The sequence below is a fragment of the Parafilimonas sp. genome (genome assembly GCF_047606085.1).
GTDB lineage: Bacteria > Bacteroidota > Bacteroidia > Chitinophagales > Chitinophagaceae > Parafilimonas.
This window is the reverse complement of the sequence record NZ_JASGEX010000051.1, coordinates 1-15628: the sequence shown is the minus strand read 5'-3', so window position 1 is coordinate 15628 and position 15628 is coordinate 1. Positions and strand designations below refer to the sequence as shown.

13 protein-coding genes and 1 riboswitch are annotated in these 15628 nt (G+C 41.9%); of the genes, 9 read left to right on the top strand and 4 right to left on the bottom strand.

The features are described 5' to 3' along the window. Positions 1–471: 471 nt before the first annotated feature. Together rmuC and QM629_RS04200 are read right to left on the bottom strand one after the other, a co-directional pair. Positions 472–2007 carry a DNA recombination protein RmuC gene (rmuC, locus tag QM629_RS04205; protein WP_415157509.1) on the bottom strand — a complete coding sequence of 512 codons (1536 nt, stop codon included), beginning with the start codon at positions 2005–2007 and terminating at the stop codon, positions 472–474. A gap of 478 nt (positions 2008–2485) precedes the next feature. Next, on the bottom strand, positions 2486–4093 hold the full coding sequence (locus QM629_RS04200; protein ID WP_415157507.1) for an arylsulfatase: 1608 nt from the start codon (positions 4091–4093) through the stop codon (positions 2486–2488). A 515-nt stretch (positions 4094–4608) separates the two neighbouring features. Between QM629_RS04200 and QM629_RS04195 the strand changes: the two genes are divergently transcribed. The 8 genes from QM629_RS04195 to metE all read left to right on the top strand — a co-directional run bounded on the left by QM629_RS04195 (position 4609) and on the right by metE (position 13225). Next, on the top strand, positions 4609–4998 hold the full coding sequence (locus tag QM629_RS04195) for a hypothetical protein (protein ID WP_415157505.1): 390 nt from the start codon (positions 4609–4611) through the stop codon (positions 4996–4998). 57 nt (positions 4999–5055) lie between these two features. Continuing rightward, positions 5056–5688 carry a hypothetical protein gene (locus QM629_RS04190; protein ID WP_415157503.1) on the top strand — a complete coding sequence of 211 codons (633 nt, stop codon included), beginning with the start codon at positions 5056–5058 and terminating at the stop codon, positions 5686–5688. Then, on the top strand, positions 5661–7181 hold the full coding sequence (locus tag QM629_RS04185; protein ID WP_415157501.1) for a gliding motility-associated C-terminal domain-containing protein: 1521 nt from the start codon (positions 5661–5663) through the stop codon (positions 7179–7181). Before QM629_RS04190 ends, QM629_RS04185 begins: the two co-directional genes overlap by 28 nt. 327 nt (positions 7182–7508) lie before the next feature. After that, positions 7509–7910 (top strand): hypothetical protein, encoded by a 402-nt coding sequence (locus tag QM629_RS04180; RefSeq protein ID WP_415157499.1) that lies wholly within the window; start codon positions 7509–7511, stop codon positions 7908–7910. After that, entirely contained in the window at positions 7867–8469 is a 603-nt protein-coding gene (locus QM629_RS04175; RefSeq protein ID WP_415157497.1) for a TlpA family protein disulfide reductase, read from the top strand. The genes QM629_RS04180 and QM629_RS04175 overlap by 44 nt, the downstream gene beginning before the upstream one ends. Before the next feature lie 352 nt (positions 8470–8821). After that, positions 8822–9625 carry a DUF4197 domain-containing protein gene (locus QM629_RS04170; protein WP_415157495.1) on the top strand — a complete coding sequence of 268 codons (804 nt, stop codon included), beginning with the start codon at positions 8822–8824 and terminating at the stop codon, positions 9623–9625. A 77-nt stretch (positions 9626–9702) separates the two neighbouring features. Next, positions 9703–10080 (top strand): DUF6686 family protein, encoded by a 378-nt coding sequence (locus QM629_RS04165; RefSeq protein ID WP_415157493.1) that lies wholly within the window; start codon positions 9703–9705, stop codon positions 10078–10080. Positions 10081–10542: 462 nt separating this feature from the next. Continuing rightward, a riboswitch (cobalamin riboswitch) is annotated at positions 10543–10767 on the top strand. Positions 10768–10909: 142 nt separating this feature from the next. Next, positions 10910–13225 (top strand): 5-methyltetrahydropteroyltriglutamate--homocysteine S-methyltransferase, encoded by a 2316-nt coding sequence (metE, locus tag QM629_RS04160; protein WP_415157491.1) that lies wholly within the window; start codon positions 10910–10912, stop codon positions 13223–13225. A 43-nt stretch (positions 13226–13268) separates the two neighbouring features. Here the strand turns inward: metE and QM629_RS04155 are convergent, their stop codons facing one another. Continuing rightward, positions 13269–13877 (bottom strand): Uma2 family endonuclease, encoded by a 609-nt coding sequence (locus tag QM629_RS04155; RefSeq protein WP_415157489.1) that lies wholly within the window; start codon positions 13875–13877, stop codon positions 13269–13271. A 343-nt stretch (positions 13878–14220) separates the two neighbouring features. After that, complete coding sequence (locus QM629_RS04150) at positions 14221–15339, bottom strand: redoxin domain-containing protein (RefSeq protein ID WP_415157487.1); 1119 nt, start codon at positions 15337–15339, stop codon at positions 14221–14223. Between the two features lie 108 nt (positions 15340–15447). On the opposite strand from QM629_RS04150, the gene QM629_RS04145 reads away from it, so the two are divergent. Further along, a partial coding sequence (locus QM629_RS04145; RefSeq protein ID WP_415157485.1) for a hypothetical protein occupies positions 15448–15628 on the top strand: 181 nt, incomplete at its 3' end.

Genomic DNA, 15628 nt, shown 5'->3' with positions numbered 1-15628 from the left:
GAACCTTTGTTAATTATGGCCTGAAGTTCTTCAACTTCGGCCTTTGTAAGTTTGACTGTATAACGTATCATTTGTAAATGGTTTTACAAATGTACTATAATTATACGTCATATTATACTTAACTTAATACTATAAGTTCGTTTTTATAGTTGAAATTCTGAGGTATTTCTCTTTTCATATTTCATTAATTTGTTTGAATACTACCTAATCCTATATAAGCATTCTTGTTACAGCAATGTTGAATTATGCTGCCATAAAAATATTCAGTACAAGGGAGTGACATAACCGTGCTGCCATGAAATACTACTGCTGATAACATAAAAATCATTCTTCCTCATCTGCAACCGTTTCGCCTTTTGCTATGGGCAATATAGCACTTGTTTCGACCTCACCCTTGTTCCCTCTCCGAAAGAGAGGGAGGCCAGGCAATAATCTTTTATTCAGCTTTTGCACTACCACTTCAGCAATGCATCAGTTATCAGCTTCGGTTAATTCATCATTCATTAGTTCAGGTAAAATTTTTTGCACCTGTTCACTATTCAAGGTTTCAACCCCCTTCAACTTTCTTTGTATTGCTCTTGTTCTTGCGCCCACCACGTCTTCGAGTTGGTTCAGCCCGGTTTGTATGTTGCTTTGCGCTTTGCTGAGCAGGGTATTGAAATTGCCGAACTCTGTTTTTACGGCGCTGAGCAACTGCCATACTTCGCCGCTGCGCTTTTCGATGGCGAGGGTGCGGAAACCCATTTGCAAACTGTTAAGCAGGGCGCTGAGCGTGGTGGGTCCGGTGATGATGACGCGGCTGGTGCGCTGTAGGCTTTCGAAGAGGCCGGGTGTGCGCAGCACTTCGGCATACAGGCTTTCGAAGGGCAGGAAGAGGATGGCGAAATCGGTTGTGTGCGGCGCATCTATGTAACGGCTGCTGATGTCGGCGGCGCAGTTGCACAATACTTTGGTGAAGCTGCGGCGGTGTTCTTCTACCAGTTCGGGGTTGCCGTGTTCGTAGGCGTCGGTGAGCAGTTCAAAGGCTTCTTTGGGAAACTTGCTGTCGATAGGCAGCCATAAAGGTTCGCTGCTGTTTTGTTTGTTGGGCAGCTTTACGGCAAACTCCACCAGGGCATTGCTGCCTTTTTTGGTCTTTACATTTTTGGCGTACTGGTCGGGCGTGAGTATTTGTTCCAGCAGGCTTTCAAGCTGGTACTCGCCCAGCACGCCGCGGGTTTTTACATTGCTCAGCACGCGTTTCAAATCGCCCACACCGGTGGCGAGCTGCTGCATATCGCCAAGACCTTTATGCACGGCTTCGAGCCTTTCGCTTACGAGCTTGAAACTTTCACCAAGGCGGGCTTCAAGGGTCTGCTGCAACTTTTCATCAACGGTAAGGCGCATCTGTTCCAGCTTCTGCTCATTGCTTTGTTGCATGGCATTTACTTTTTGCTCGATGGTGTTGCGCATGGTATCGAGCTTTGTGCTGGTATCGGTATTCTGGTCGCTTTGTTTGCGCAACAGTTGATAGAAATTATCTTTTTGCTGGATATTAAATTCGGTGATGCTTTGGGCTAAATCTTTTTTAAAGCTGTTTAATGCTTCTTTTATTTCTGTGCGGGAGGCAAGGGCATTGTGGTTATTGCTGTCGCTGAAGGCGGTGAGTTTTTTATCAATGGTTTCGGTGAGGTGGTTGAGTTTTTCTTCGAAGGATTGCAGCGATGCTTTTAATTCCTGCCTGGCCCTTAAGGATTGATTGTTGGTTTCAATGCGGTTGAAAGATATTTCTTTGCGGATGGTTTCCTGGCCCTGCTGCAAATCGTTGCGTAAAGATTGTTCGATGCGTTGTATATCTTTTTGCAAAGCTTCCTGTCTGGCGTTTTGCTGAATGGCTGTTTCATTCAATCTTGCTTCAATGCTTTCGAGGGATTGCTGCTGCGCAGCATTGTTATGGGTGAATGATTTTATGAGAAGGATGATGAGAAGTAAAATTGTTATGGCGAATAGTATATATGTGATAGTCATAAAGTATAGTTTTTGCCCCGTCAAGCCCCCGATCCCTGAAGGGGTGTACTTGGATTTCGTTATGTTTTTGTACTCCCCTTTAGGGGATGGGGGCTTGGGATGCGAAATTGATGGGTTTGTTTTTTATAAATAATTTTTTGTTAGTTGTTTTTTAAAAAGAATAAGCTTTTTTGATAACGATAGTGCTCCCCTTTAGGGGATGGGGGGCTTGCGCATTTGTTTCTTCTGTTCTTTTGCCTTGATGCAAAGGAACCCCCGCCAGCCCGGTGTCAGTCGGGCAGGAAAACATCAAGGCAAACCCGATTGCTCCGCACGTTTTTCCGGGCCAGCGCCTCCCTCTGTGCAGCTTTGTTTATTTTTATGTTGCCTGTTGAATATTTAGTCATATTATTTGTGTTCGATTTTATATAACGCCATTGATTATTTGAGGCTGTATAATCTTTTAATCAGAAAAATCTTATAAATCGTAGTTCAGGCTTTATTCCACCCTTTTGTCATCAGGGTCTGCATGTTTTGGAAAAACGAAACTATTCTTTGCCCAGTCATTCCAGTGGGTAACAAGATCGTTTAAAATAGCTGCCTGCTCATTTGCCAGGTTATGCTCTTCATCGCGGTCTGCGGAAAGATCATATAAGCTCCAGGTGGTTCCTTTCTTGTCTTTTACAGCTTTCCAGTTACCCCTGCGCACTGCCTGCCAGCTTTCATGCTCCCAGTACATATATGCATGCGCGCTTAACGTATCTCCTTTAAAAACGGGGGCAAGGCTTCTGCCTGTTATGGGATAGATGGAATGGCCTTTATAAACAGCAGGATATTTGGCTTTCGCCACATCAATAAACGTAGGCATAATATCCGGCAGGTATGAAGGCGTTGTTACAATGGTGTTTTCTTCTTTAGCGCCAATGCCTTTTGGCCAGCACATAATGAAAGGAGCAGAGATACCGCCTTCCTCTGTTTCGCGTTTCCATTTGCGGTAGGGCGTGTTGGATGCATTTGCCCAGCCCATACCATACGAAATAGCGCCTGATAATTCAGGGTTATTGATGTCGCTCACGGCGCCGCCACCCAGTTCTTTATACGGTTCAGGGCAGGCGCCGTTATCACTTAAAAAAATAATCAGCGTGTTATCAAGCTGTCCTTTCTTTTCAAGCGCTGCAATCACCTTTCCCACATTTTCATCTATACAGCTTACCTGTGCAGCATATACCTGCATGCGGTAGGCAACATCTTTTTTCTCTGCAGCAGTTAAGGCATCCCATGCCCGCACAGCAGTATCGCGCCGCGATAATTTTGTATGGGCGTCAACAATACCCATCTGCTGCTGCCGGGCAAATCTTTCTTCCCGTATTTTATCCCAGCCCTTATCATATACGCCTTCAAATTTTCTGATGTCCTGCGGCTTTGCCTGCAAAGGCCAGTGCGGTGCATTAAAGGCAAGGTACAGGAAGAAAGGTTTGTTATCTTTTTGTTCCTGCAAAAATGCGATGGCAGAATCGGTAAAGGCATCTGTGGTGTAATAGTTGCCCTGCGGTGGCGGCAATTTTGTATTCATATACCATAAGCCCCTGCCGCCCTGCGGCTTCAGGTAACTGGTGGCGCCTTCGAGTATGCCATAATATTTTTCAAACCCCCGTTGTAAAGGCCACCTTTCTTCCCGCTGCATGCCCACATGCCATTTACCGGACATATACGTGTGATAGCCTGTACTGCCCAGTACTTCTGCCAGGGTTACACAATTCCTGTTAAGGTATCCCTGGTAACCAGGCGTGCCCCAATGATACGCTGATGTATCGGCAGCGCCTTCCGTCATTTGCCCGATGCCTGCCTGGTGGGGAAATAAGCCGGTTAGTAAACTGGCGCGTGTGGGGCAACATCTTGCCCCATTATAAAATTGTGTGAACCGTATGCCTTTTGATGCAAGCCTGTCAAGATTGGGCGTTGGTATTTCGCTGCCAAAGCAACTGATATCTGAATAACCCATATCATCCGCCATAATAAGCACAATGTTTGGGCGCTGCTGGCTAAAACTAAAAAGCGAAGAAAGTAATAATGTTATGCTGCAAAGAAGCAATTTTGTTTTTTGCATATTTTACCTGTTTTCTAATGATCGTATTGCCTGCAGGCAAAATAAATAATTCCCAGCGAAACAGTAGGAGTTAATATTTGGAGATTCTCAGAAGCTCCTATGTTTAAATTTTTTTGCGCCGGGAGCACAGCGCTACAGAGCCGCTTCATTACTCTGTTAACTCCTTTGCTCTGTGCGAAAAATCGCTAAAACCCTGTAAAGAATTACATTTTTAAACAGCCTCTAACATATACTTCACAAGGTGTAAAAAAGTGGTTTAGCGCTCCTCTCCTCCCTGGGATGCTGTGGTGAGATGTGAACAGCGAACTGGTAAAAAATTTTAAAGGCATTGAACAATTTGCCATTGATAGCTCAATACTCTTTTTTAAGCCAGCAAAGTTTTTTCAGGCCGCACTGTCCTTTATATGATAGAAATATCGCATATCAACATATTTATTGAAATTAATAAAAAAGTTTAGCTATGCATACTATTTTGTTAAAAATATTGTAATTTAACAGTGCCAAAAATCATATATATGAAAAACAAATTTGTTTACCCACTACTTGCAGGTGTTGTGTTATTAACAGGCGCCATATTGTTGCTAAGCATGACCCGCAAAACGCCTACCCCCAAAAAAGCCCAAACTGGTGTAGCATGTACTTTCGAAAACAATAGTTCTGCAACGGTAACCTCTGTTAAGGTAAGTTTTGGTGGTAATGCCGCTGTGCCAGTGCCCTGTTCCTCGTGTTATCCATTCGGTAGCGGACGCGATGCTATTGTTACTGTTACTTTTTCATCTGCATTTTCAGGGGCGATAGAGATACTTGATGCAGGTGGGAATACGCTTAAATGTTCCCCGGGCGGCGGTAGTTCCACCTCAGAACCCTGGGTAATTGTGCATACGCCACAGTTAGCGGCACTGTGACAGTTGGAATCTATTCTTCGGTTGGCTGCCCTTAAACAGTTTTAAAATTTTATAATATTGGCAAAGTTAAAATGCAGCATAGCAGGTATTTTTTTGTTGTGCATATCTGGCAAAGTGCATGCCCAGGCCTGTGATCTTGTAAAAGGCTTTCAAAATATCATCTGGTTTAAAGGCGTCGGAGATTTTTATAATCATTTCGATGGTTATTATTCCGGGATAAGCAGAATTCTTGAAGACAAAACCGGGGATATTATCACCATCGGGAATATTACAATGCCAACGAGTGGCCTCACCCAGACCCTGATTATGAAAACCACCCTGAAAGGAACGGTGTTGTGGGCTAAAACAACCAAAGGCTATAGTTTCTCTGATGGTGGTGGTTTTAATACCGGCAGCATTATATCAACCAGGGATAATGACTATGTTGCCATCTTAGGAGGAAGCTGGGGCGGCGCCAACGCTACCGGGTTAGTGAAATTTGGCCCGGATGGGGCAGTGCAATGGGCATTGGGTTTTTCCGGTACAACTACAAACTACGGTTTATCTATTAATAAGGTTATCCAGCTAAGCAATGGAAATTATATTGTGACTGGCTATGCTCAAGACCTCGCTTCCAGTCGCAGAGGCGTTGTTTGCTGCATAGATGAGAACGGAAAGCTGCTATGGAACAAATATTTTTTTTTTCAATGACAGGCGTTATAGCTGCTGTTTCGGGAACAGGAATATATAATATTTTAGAACTGCAGGATGGTAACCTTGTGATATCGGGCTTTTATGGGTACGTTTTGTCTTCGTCATATAATAAGATAGTTAATAAATGCTTTTTAAGAAAAATAGATGCTGCAACGGGCAGGCAAATCTGGTCGCATTTTTATGTGTTGAGAGATTCAACGAATGTTCCAAATTTAGGGAACATGCATGAATTGCCAGACCACAGCCTGCATGTGCATTTTCTTCCTCCCACAAACGATATAACGGAGTTGGATAATAGTTATTGGCATTTTGATTCGGCAGGTAATTTTATAGAATGGAAAAGAATTGTCCCTGGTTCTACCGGCTACACCCTGGGCTCTCACTTTGCCGGCGTGGACGGGCAGGGCAATGAGGTGTTCTATGCAAATGTTTCAGGCAGCAGTGCTTCATACCCCATTATTTTTAAAGCATCCAATGATGCTGTGAGCTGGGCGCAGGCTTACACAAGCACCATTGGCGTTGGCTATATCAACAATTTTGCCACGGCAACAATTGGCAGCAATTCCATTTTAATCGGCGGCAACTATGCAACGCATCAATTTTCCACCAATGACAGCAGGGAAGAATATCAAAGCTATCTTATCAAAACGGATGAGACAGGGGAAACCAGTTGCTCCGACACTTTTTCCATCCCCCTTGCCATCATCACCAGCACAGACCCCTTGTTTCAATATCCCGCCGTGTGGAGTGAAGCCGGCGGTACTTCAGTAGCTTTTGATTCCTCGGTGAAAACAAGCGATTTGCTGCCGCAGGAGTTAGGCGACTGCCCTGTTAAAAATTCTGATACGGTTGTGCATGTGGATGCCACGCTTTGCACTGACAGCATTTATACTTTGCCCAACGACAGCATAGTAACGCAGCCCGGCATTTACCACAATTATTTTCAAACGGCGGCGGGCTGCGACAGCGTAATATTTACAAACCTTACCCAGGAGACAGCGCCTGCCGTGCAATTAGGCAATGATACCTGTTTTACAAATACATCGGCCATTACATTGTACGCCAAAACGAACAACACAAATGATACGTTTTTATGGCAGGATGGAAGCAGCAATTCCACTTACAACGCTGCACAGGCGGGCATATATTGGGTGCAGGCAAGCAATAGCTGCGGCGTTGCAACAGACAGTGTTACTATTTACAGCAATTGCAATTTGCCGGTGTATGTTCCCAATGCTTTTACGCCGAATAACGACGGGTTAAATGATGTGTTCAGAATTGCCAATATCAATAACCAGCAGTTTGTTGATATGAGCATATACAACCGTTGGGGGCAACGTATTTTTTACTCCACAGAAGCGCTGAAAGGCTGGGATGGAAAACAGAACGGGGTGGAATTGCCTGCTTCGACATTCATTTACCAGATACGATATAAAAACTTTGCGGGCAAACTGCAAAGTTTGAAAGGAACGGTTGTTTTGATGAGGTAAGAAAATTTTCGGTACACCTTGGCGGCCGGTGAGATACCGACCGGCAGCAAGCGCTACAGGCGGGTGTCCACCGCCCGCCTGCGAAAAATTGAAATGCCCCCTTTTAAACAGCATCTGATAAAAAGAATATATTTTTAATCACTATGAAAAATTGTATATCAAAGAAAACAGTATTAAAAAATATTTTTACAATTTCATTTTTAATAATTGCGTATTGCTTGTTTGCTTCAGATTTCGGCTTATGTCAAATTCATTTTTAGTTCTTCGCTGCCATTGGAGAGATTCGATATAACGCTCAATGACGGGATTACTGAATATAATTTTCGTTTGACAAGTAAAAAATATTGGGAAGGAGAGTTGTTCTCTTCCTTTGGGTATATTGAAATAAGATACCATAAGTCTGATACCAGTAATGCATTTAAAAGATTTTTCTTTACAAAAGGCAAATTGAGCATTTTTGTTGCACCATCTCAGGATGAACAAGAAGTCTTTTCGATTGATGAAAAATCGTCAGAAAATTTAATTCCTTACAGTAAAATGGATGGCGATCTTTTGGATTCATTCATAAAGAAGGAAGACGACAAAGTCTTAAATTTTTTTCATGCAAACAGAGCCCAATTCGATGCGAACCCCCGGTTAATACACGAAACTTTTTTGTTAAGCGACTCCATAATTTATAAAAAAAATGAATTCATTAAACAACATCCAGATACCTTTTTGGCTTTTTGAGAGCCATATTGCCAGGATAGATTTAATAAAGCCGGATACGCTCATGGAGTTATACAATACAGTATTGACTGATAGGTATAAAAATTCCAAAGCTGCTACATATCTTGTTTCAGTAATAAAAAATAAAATAGCAATTACCTCAAATTCAATTTTTCCAGACTTTTCTGTTTTAGACATTCATGGAAACAGTATTGAATCATCAAAGCTCAGGAATAAGTTTGTATTAGTGCAATTTTGGGCATCCTGGTGCCGCCCATGTTTGGATGAATTACCAAGTTTAAAAGAATTGAATGAAGAATACAAGGATCAGGATTTTAAGCTTATCTCATTTAGTATCGACGAAGACTCAACAGCTTTTCGAAAAGCGATTGAGAAATATTCAATGAACTGGGCGCAAATTTTTAGAGGCAGGCCCCTTTTTAATTCTTTAGGAGGAAGTGAAATTCCCCAGCTTTATCTCATTAACAAATCAGGAAAGGTTATTTACAATAAGGAAACATCAAATGATTGGAATTTAGTTTTATTAAGAAAGATATTATCGGAACGTTTGATACAATAATGAGAGCGCTGCGCCTTTGGTGTTGTCGCCATCAAAGGCGGATGTTTAAGAAGCTCCTATGTTTAAATTTTTTTGCGCCGGGAGCACAGCGCTACAGAGCCGCTTCATTACTCTGTTAACTCCTTTGCTCTGTGCGAAAAATCGCTAAAACCCTGTAAAGAATTAAAATTTTTTAGCGCTCCTCTCCTCCCTGGCATGCCAGTGGTGAGGCCTGAAAAAGAAACATTATTCACTAATTTCTCCCTTGTGCACTATAAATCATGTATCCTTTTAATCATGCAAATCCCGCCCCGCAAAGGAGAGGACAGACAATCATAGTTCCGTAATATTTACCGCATTTAACGCATATTTAATGGCTGTTTTAGACGATGCGTTTATCTTTGGCAACATGTATATAAAGAAATCTATAATTGTTTTAGCCACTGCGCTTTTTATGGTTTCGGGGCTTCAGGCCCAGTTGCTCAATAAGGTAATAAAATCTGTTTCCAAAGATTCTTCTGCAGGCAATGTGCTGAGCGGTATATCACAGGGCACATCTTCGCTTAGCACAGAAGATGTGGCGGCTGGCTTAAAAGAAGCGCTGGAGAAAGGCACAGAAACAGGTACCGCAAAATTGTCTGCCGTTGATGGTTTCTTAAAGAATGCAGCCATAAAAATATTATTGCCGCCTGAAGCGCAGAAGGCAGAACAGGTGTTGCGCAGTGCCGGTCTCGGCAAACTGGCCGATAATGCTATTTCATCTATGAACCATGCGGCGGAAGATGCCAGCAAAAGCGCCGCGCCCATATTTGTGAATGCAATTAAACAAATGACGATACAGGATGCCTGGGCTATTTTAAAAGGCGCTGATACATCTGCTACCCATTATCTTAAAACAAAAACCACCGATCCGTTAACCACGGCATTCAAACCTGTAATAGAACAGTCTTTGAAAAAAACGGATGCCACCAAATACTGGACAGATTTTGCAACCGCTTATAATAAGATAAACGTTTTTGGAAGCAATAAACTTGATACAGACCTCCCGGGCTACGTTACAGGAAAAGCTTTAACCGGTATTTTCTACGAAATAGGCCAGCAGGAAAAAGACATCAGGAAAAACCCGGCGGCACGCACCACAGCGCTTTTGCAGAAAGTGTTTGGCAGCAGTAATTAATGTACCCATTCAGGCGTGGCATGCATAAACTACCCATACGTTTCCTCTTTCCGTAAGTTATTTTTCCGATAAAGCAAATGGTTACTGAATACAATAAAGAAGTTTGCAGCATTATAAAGAATCTTATGGATTGCGAATTTCAATCTTTATATTTTGGGAAGGAGGGTTACATTATCCGCTGCAAAAACTGCGGTTATTACCAGGTAGCCTTTCTGAGTGTATTACTGAATCTCTCCCATTCAGAATTTAATGCCTTGCATAATATTGTAAAATTCAAATGCGGGCATTACTCCGGTTGGGATACAGACAATACAAAAAATGTTATCATACAAACGCCCGGGCCTGAAACTTTTATTTTGCTCACCATAACAGAGGCAAGGCAGTTTATGAATATGCTGGAAGAGGCGGATAATGAGGCCAAAGCGCTTTTATTAATAGATATGTTCAATGCATGATACTAAGCCCGGGTAAATAATAATGCTTTTTTGAAACAGTTTCACCCGGCACTAATTTCCAGCCCGCAGAAAAGCGCCTTCAATTGCTGAAGGCGCTTTTCTTTTTTACATATCATTATTACCCTGTTAAAATTTTAATGCAGGGCTTTAGGACAAACAAACTGTATATATTTAAAATTGCATAATGGTTCGCATTTTTATTGTTGTTTATGGGAAACTAATTTTCGAAAAGAGAAAACTGACCGGGCTATGACAATCATAATGGCCTTGCCTGCTTATTTGCACAGCAGAGTATCATCAGGCCCCATCAGTACGCAAACATTTTTTGCAGTGTAGTGATCTTTGTGTTATGCTTTACGCTTTCATAAAAATATCTATTCCCGGAAAAATGTTACATGCGCTGTCGCTGCACTTTTAAATTAAGTGCCGGCAATATTCTATATTTGCCGCCAGTTCTTTGCATAACATCAATCAGGTATGGGTTTCCGATCGGTATCGGAATTAAAAAGGAACCGTGTGCAAATCACGGGCTGACGTGCAACTGTAAGAGGCCTCACCAAACTCCCTCCGGAAGAGGGGCTTTGAGCGAGATGCTTTCATCAATACCACTGTCTCTGCAAAACAGGGATGGGAAGGGATGGAAGTTTACCTTAAGCCAGGAGACTTGCCTCTATCTTAATGACACAGCTTTCACGATATAAAGCATGCCGGGCATTGAATAAATTATTCCTTCATAAAGAATATCCGCTTTATTCCTTTCTCCTTTTCTTTTATTGCATAAGCTGTGCTGTTTGCAGGAGCATTATTGTTTCACGTAACAAACAAAAAAATGCAAACACACAATTTGGGTTACCCGCGCATTGGTAACCAGCGTACGCTTAAAAAAGCAAACGAAGCGTATTGGGCCGGAAAGATCAAAGCCCATGAATTACAACAAACTGCCAGAACGATTCGCCTGTTTAACTGGCAATTACAGAAAGACGCAGGCATTGACTGGATACCCTGCAACGATTTCTCTTTTTATGACCATGTGCTTGACACCTGTTTAATGACAGGCGCCATTCCTGAAAGGTTTCATGAACTGATCGTAAATAAACAAATAACCAATCCAGACCTTGGCTTTGCCATGGCAAGAGGGTTTCAGGAAGATGGCTATGATATTACTGCCATGGAAATGACGAAATGGTTCGATACAAATTATCATTACATCGTTCCGGAATTTAAAGCCGGGCAGCAATTTTCTTTCTTTCATAATAAAGTGGTGAATGAGTTTGCTGAAGCCAAAAGGGAAGGCTTTAACGCAAAGCCTGTGCTGCTTGGCCCGGTTTCATTTTTATTATTGGGCAAAGAGAAAGAAGATGGTTTTAATAAGCTTGACCTCATCCATAATTTATTGCCCGTTTATTTTGAGGCATTGCAACAATTAGATGATAACGGCGCTTATTTCATCCAGTTTGATGAGCCCTGTTTGTCGCTTAATCTTTCACAGGCAGAAAGGGCTGTTTTTACAAAAACATATAATGCCATCAAAACAAGATTTCCCAATCTGCAGGTAATACTGGCTAATTATTTTGAATGCTATGGCGATAACCTGCAAACGGCTTTGCAACTTCCCGTGCACACGCTGCATCTTGATTTAGTGCGTTGCCCCCTCCAGTTGGATGATATACTTACTGCGGAATTTGCAAAATCAAAAATACATGTATCGTTGGGGGTTGTGGATGGAAGAAATGTATGGAAAAACGATTTTGAACAATCACTGTCATTAATTCAAAAGGCCATCAATAAGATTGGAAAAGACAGGTTATGGATAGCGCCATCCTGTTCCTTATTGCATTCGCCGTGCGACCTGCATTTTGAACAAAAACTTAATCCTGAAATAAAGCAATGGCTGGCATTTGCCAAACAAAAACTGGATGAAGTGGTTACGCTGAAACAACTGGCGGAAGGCGATAAAACGGAAGCGCTGCATCATAAGCTGCAGGAAAACATCAATGCCGGTAAAAGCCGGAAAACATCAACGCTTATTCATAATGAAGAAGTGCGGCAGAGAATGGCGGCTATAACGGAAGCGGATGCAAAGCGCAATAACCCGTTCAGCATAAGAAAAGAAAAACAGCATGCAGCTTTAAGGCTTCCTTTGTTTGCCACAACAACCATTGGCTCATTTCCCCAAACAAAAGAAGTAAGAAGCTGGCGCGCTAAATGGAAGAAAAAAGAATTAAGCGATGATGCATACAATGCATTGTTAAAAGCCGAAACCGAAAAAGCCGTTCGCTGGCAGGAAGAAATTGATATGGATGTATTGGTGCACGGCGAATTTGAGCGCAATGATATGGTGGAATATTTCGGCGAACAACTGGCCGGTTTTGCATTCACTGAAAACGGATGGGTACAAAGCTATGGCAGCCGGTGTGTGAAGCCGCCCATCATTTATGGCGATGTGTATCGCCCAAAACCTATGACGGTTGAATGGAGCGGTTATGCCCAATCGCTCACAAAAAAATATATGAAAGGCATGCTTACCGGCCCTGTAACTATTTTACAATGGAGCTTTGTGCGCAATGATCAGCCACGCCGCGAAACCTGCACGCAGATTGCACTGGCCATTCGTGATGAAGTGAAAGACCTGGAAAAAGCCGGTATAAAAATCATACAGATTGATGAGCCTGCCATCCGCGAAGGGCTGCCTTTGCGCAAAGAAAACTGGCAGCAGTATTTGGATTGGGCGGTAAGGGCTTTCCGCATTGCATCATCCGGCGTTAGCGATGAAACACAGATTCATACACACATGTGTTATTCTGAATTCAACGATATTATTGAAAACATTGCTGCTATGGATGCCGATGTAATTACCATTGAAACATCCCGCTCACAAATGGAACTGCTGAATGCATTTGCCGATTTTAAATACCCGAATGAAATAGGCCCAGGTGTATATGATATTCATTCACCGCGTGTGCCGTCAAAAGAAGAGATGGTATTATTAATGGAGAAAGCAAAAGCTGTTATACCTTCAGATCAGCTTTGGGTTAATCCTGACTGCGGCCTGAAAACCCGCGGCTGGGAGGAAACAAAATCCGCATTGATAGAAATGGTGAACGCCGCAAAAGCGTTAAGGGCTGCAGTGGGCGAAACAGTATAGTTATAAGACTGGTTCAGCCTTTTTAGGCTGAACCAGTCTTTTGCTATTGCAGCAAAACATCATTATCAAGCTTTACGCCTTCATATATTTCGGCAATTAAAAGTTCTTCATTAATTGCCCTGATATAAAGTTGCTCCCGGGGTGAATTATATTCTTCCAGTTCCCAGTGATGGTTTTCATTCAGCCTGAATGCTTCAATATGTATGCTTTCCGAATCAACCAGTATATATTCTTTCAATGTGGGTATATCGCGGTAAAGCTTAAACTTTTCACCACGGTCATAGTTTTTCGTTGATCTGGAAAGCACTTCAATTATAACAGCGGGGTTTACAATATTCCAGTTATCATTATTCCGTGTAATTAATTCACCGCAAATAATGGAAATATCCGGGTATGTAAAAAGCATGTTGGATGGTATATGTATGCGCTGGTCGCTTCCAAAGGGCTGGCATTTTTTGCCTTTCAGCTTTACAAACAAGCTGCCTAATAAATTTTTAGCAATGATATTATGCGGCACTTTTGAGCCGGACATGGCAAATATTTCACCTTTATAATACTCATGTTTTTCCATTGAGGCTTCTTCCATCTCAAGGTACTCCTCAATTGAAAATTTTTGACTGCCATAAGCTACTGCAGGCTCGTTTACTTCCATACAATAAAAATACATTATTTATTTGTAAGCATGTTTGGGCTAATTAATAATTTGAGATGCTATAAAAAAGTCCCGTGCCATTGCTGTTTTGATCTGGCAATAGCATAATGTTTTTTTGTACTCACGCGACGTTCTGGAAGTTGCTATCGGTCTGATGCTTTGAAGCGCCTGACCACGTTACATTCAAGCTTGTTCAACAAAGTGCATGTTGATCATCTCAACAAAAGTCCGAAGGAATATGAAACTGCATATTCAATATGCCCAAACGATATTGGAAATATCTTACAGAAAAACGGCCCAACCAAATTTGGGCTGTTTGCATTTGAATTATTGGTTAATGAATTTAGTTCAGCACTTCGGCAAGTTTATTATTTAAATCATCTCCGCGCAAATCTTTCCCGATAATTATGCCATTTGGATCTAATAAAAAGTTTGCCGGAATACTTTCAATAGCATATTCTTTGGCAACTGCATTGCTCCAGAATTTAAGGTCAGAAACATGTGTCCATGTCAATCCGTCTGTATGGATAGCATCCATCCATTTTTCTTTTCCGGTTGGTTGGTCGAGTGAAACGCTTAACACCGTAAAATTTTTGTCTTTATACTTATTAAAGGCCGCAACAACATTCGGGTTTTCTGCGCGGCAGGGCCCACACCAGCTTGCCCAAAAATCAAGCAGCACATATTTGCCGCGAAAATCTTTCAGCGAAACCGGTTTGCCTGCGGTATCTGCCTGTGTAAAATCCAAAGCAGGTTTGCCGACGCCGGTAAGTTTGTTTACTTCAATTCCGTGCCTGATGTTTTTTGCCAGTACATTATTGGTTGCTGTTGGCTTTAGACTGTTATATGTTTCTTCAAGCGCGCTGTCAGCTAAAGCATATTTTAATCTCGCCAGCACGTATGCACTAATTGGGGATGCAGGGTGTTTTTGTATCCATTCTTTGTTTAGAACTGTACGCACAGAATCTATTTCGTTCAATTGCTTTTCAATTTCTTTTAATGCAACAGTGTCTCCTTTTTTATATAAATCATTTCCTTTCTCGTATAAAGCCGGCGCTTTCCTGATATACTCGTTTGATTGTAAAAATGTTTTATATGCCTGCAAATCGTTTGCAGAAGGACTTCCCGAAAGTTTGGCATCTTTAAAATCGGCGCTGTCTGCTTTAATGTTTACTGTGCCTTTGTCAAGAAATAAAACAATATAACTGTTCCTGTCATCAAGATTTCTTCCTATGGAAAAAAGATATTCATTGCCTTCGCCTTCTTCTATATTGACCTGAAATTTAAAGCCACCTTTAAAACTTTGAACAGAATCCCTTTTATCGGCGCCGCCCTGCTCGCGGTAAAAAACCCATTTGCCCGCAGATAATTCTTTGATGCTGGCATTTACTGTAACGGTATTTGCTTTAGCGGATAATAAAGAAGCAGCAAATAACAGTGAAGTAGTTACTTTTTTAAGCATATCCATTTTCTAAATTTATATTATTTTCTTTTGAAAACCAACATGAAATTTATCAGGTCAAAATTACACAGAGAAGGCCTGAAAAATTTCATCTCCGCCTGACCGCAATTGAAATATTTATTTGTAGCCGGGCAGGGAAAGCCCATCCAGGCTACAAACACCCAGTCAAATACCACCTGCAAAGCAGGTGGCTTAAAGAAGCAGCCCAAAGGGCTATATTCCAAGGTTCATCTGCGTAAAATCTTTTCCATCCCTTTCCTCTTTACGTTCTTCCTCTTCCTGATATTTT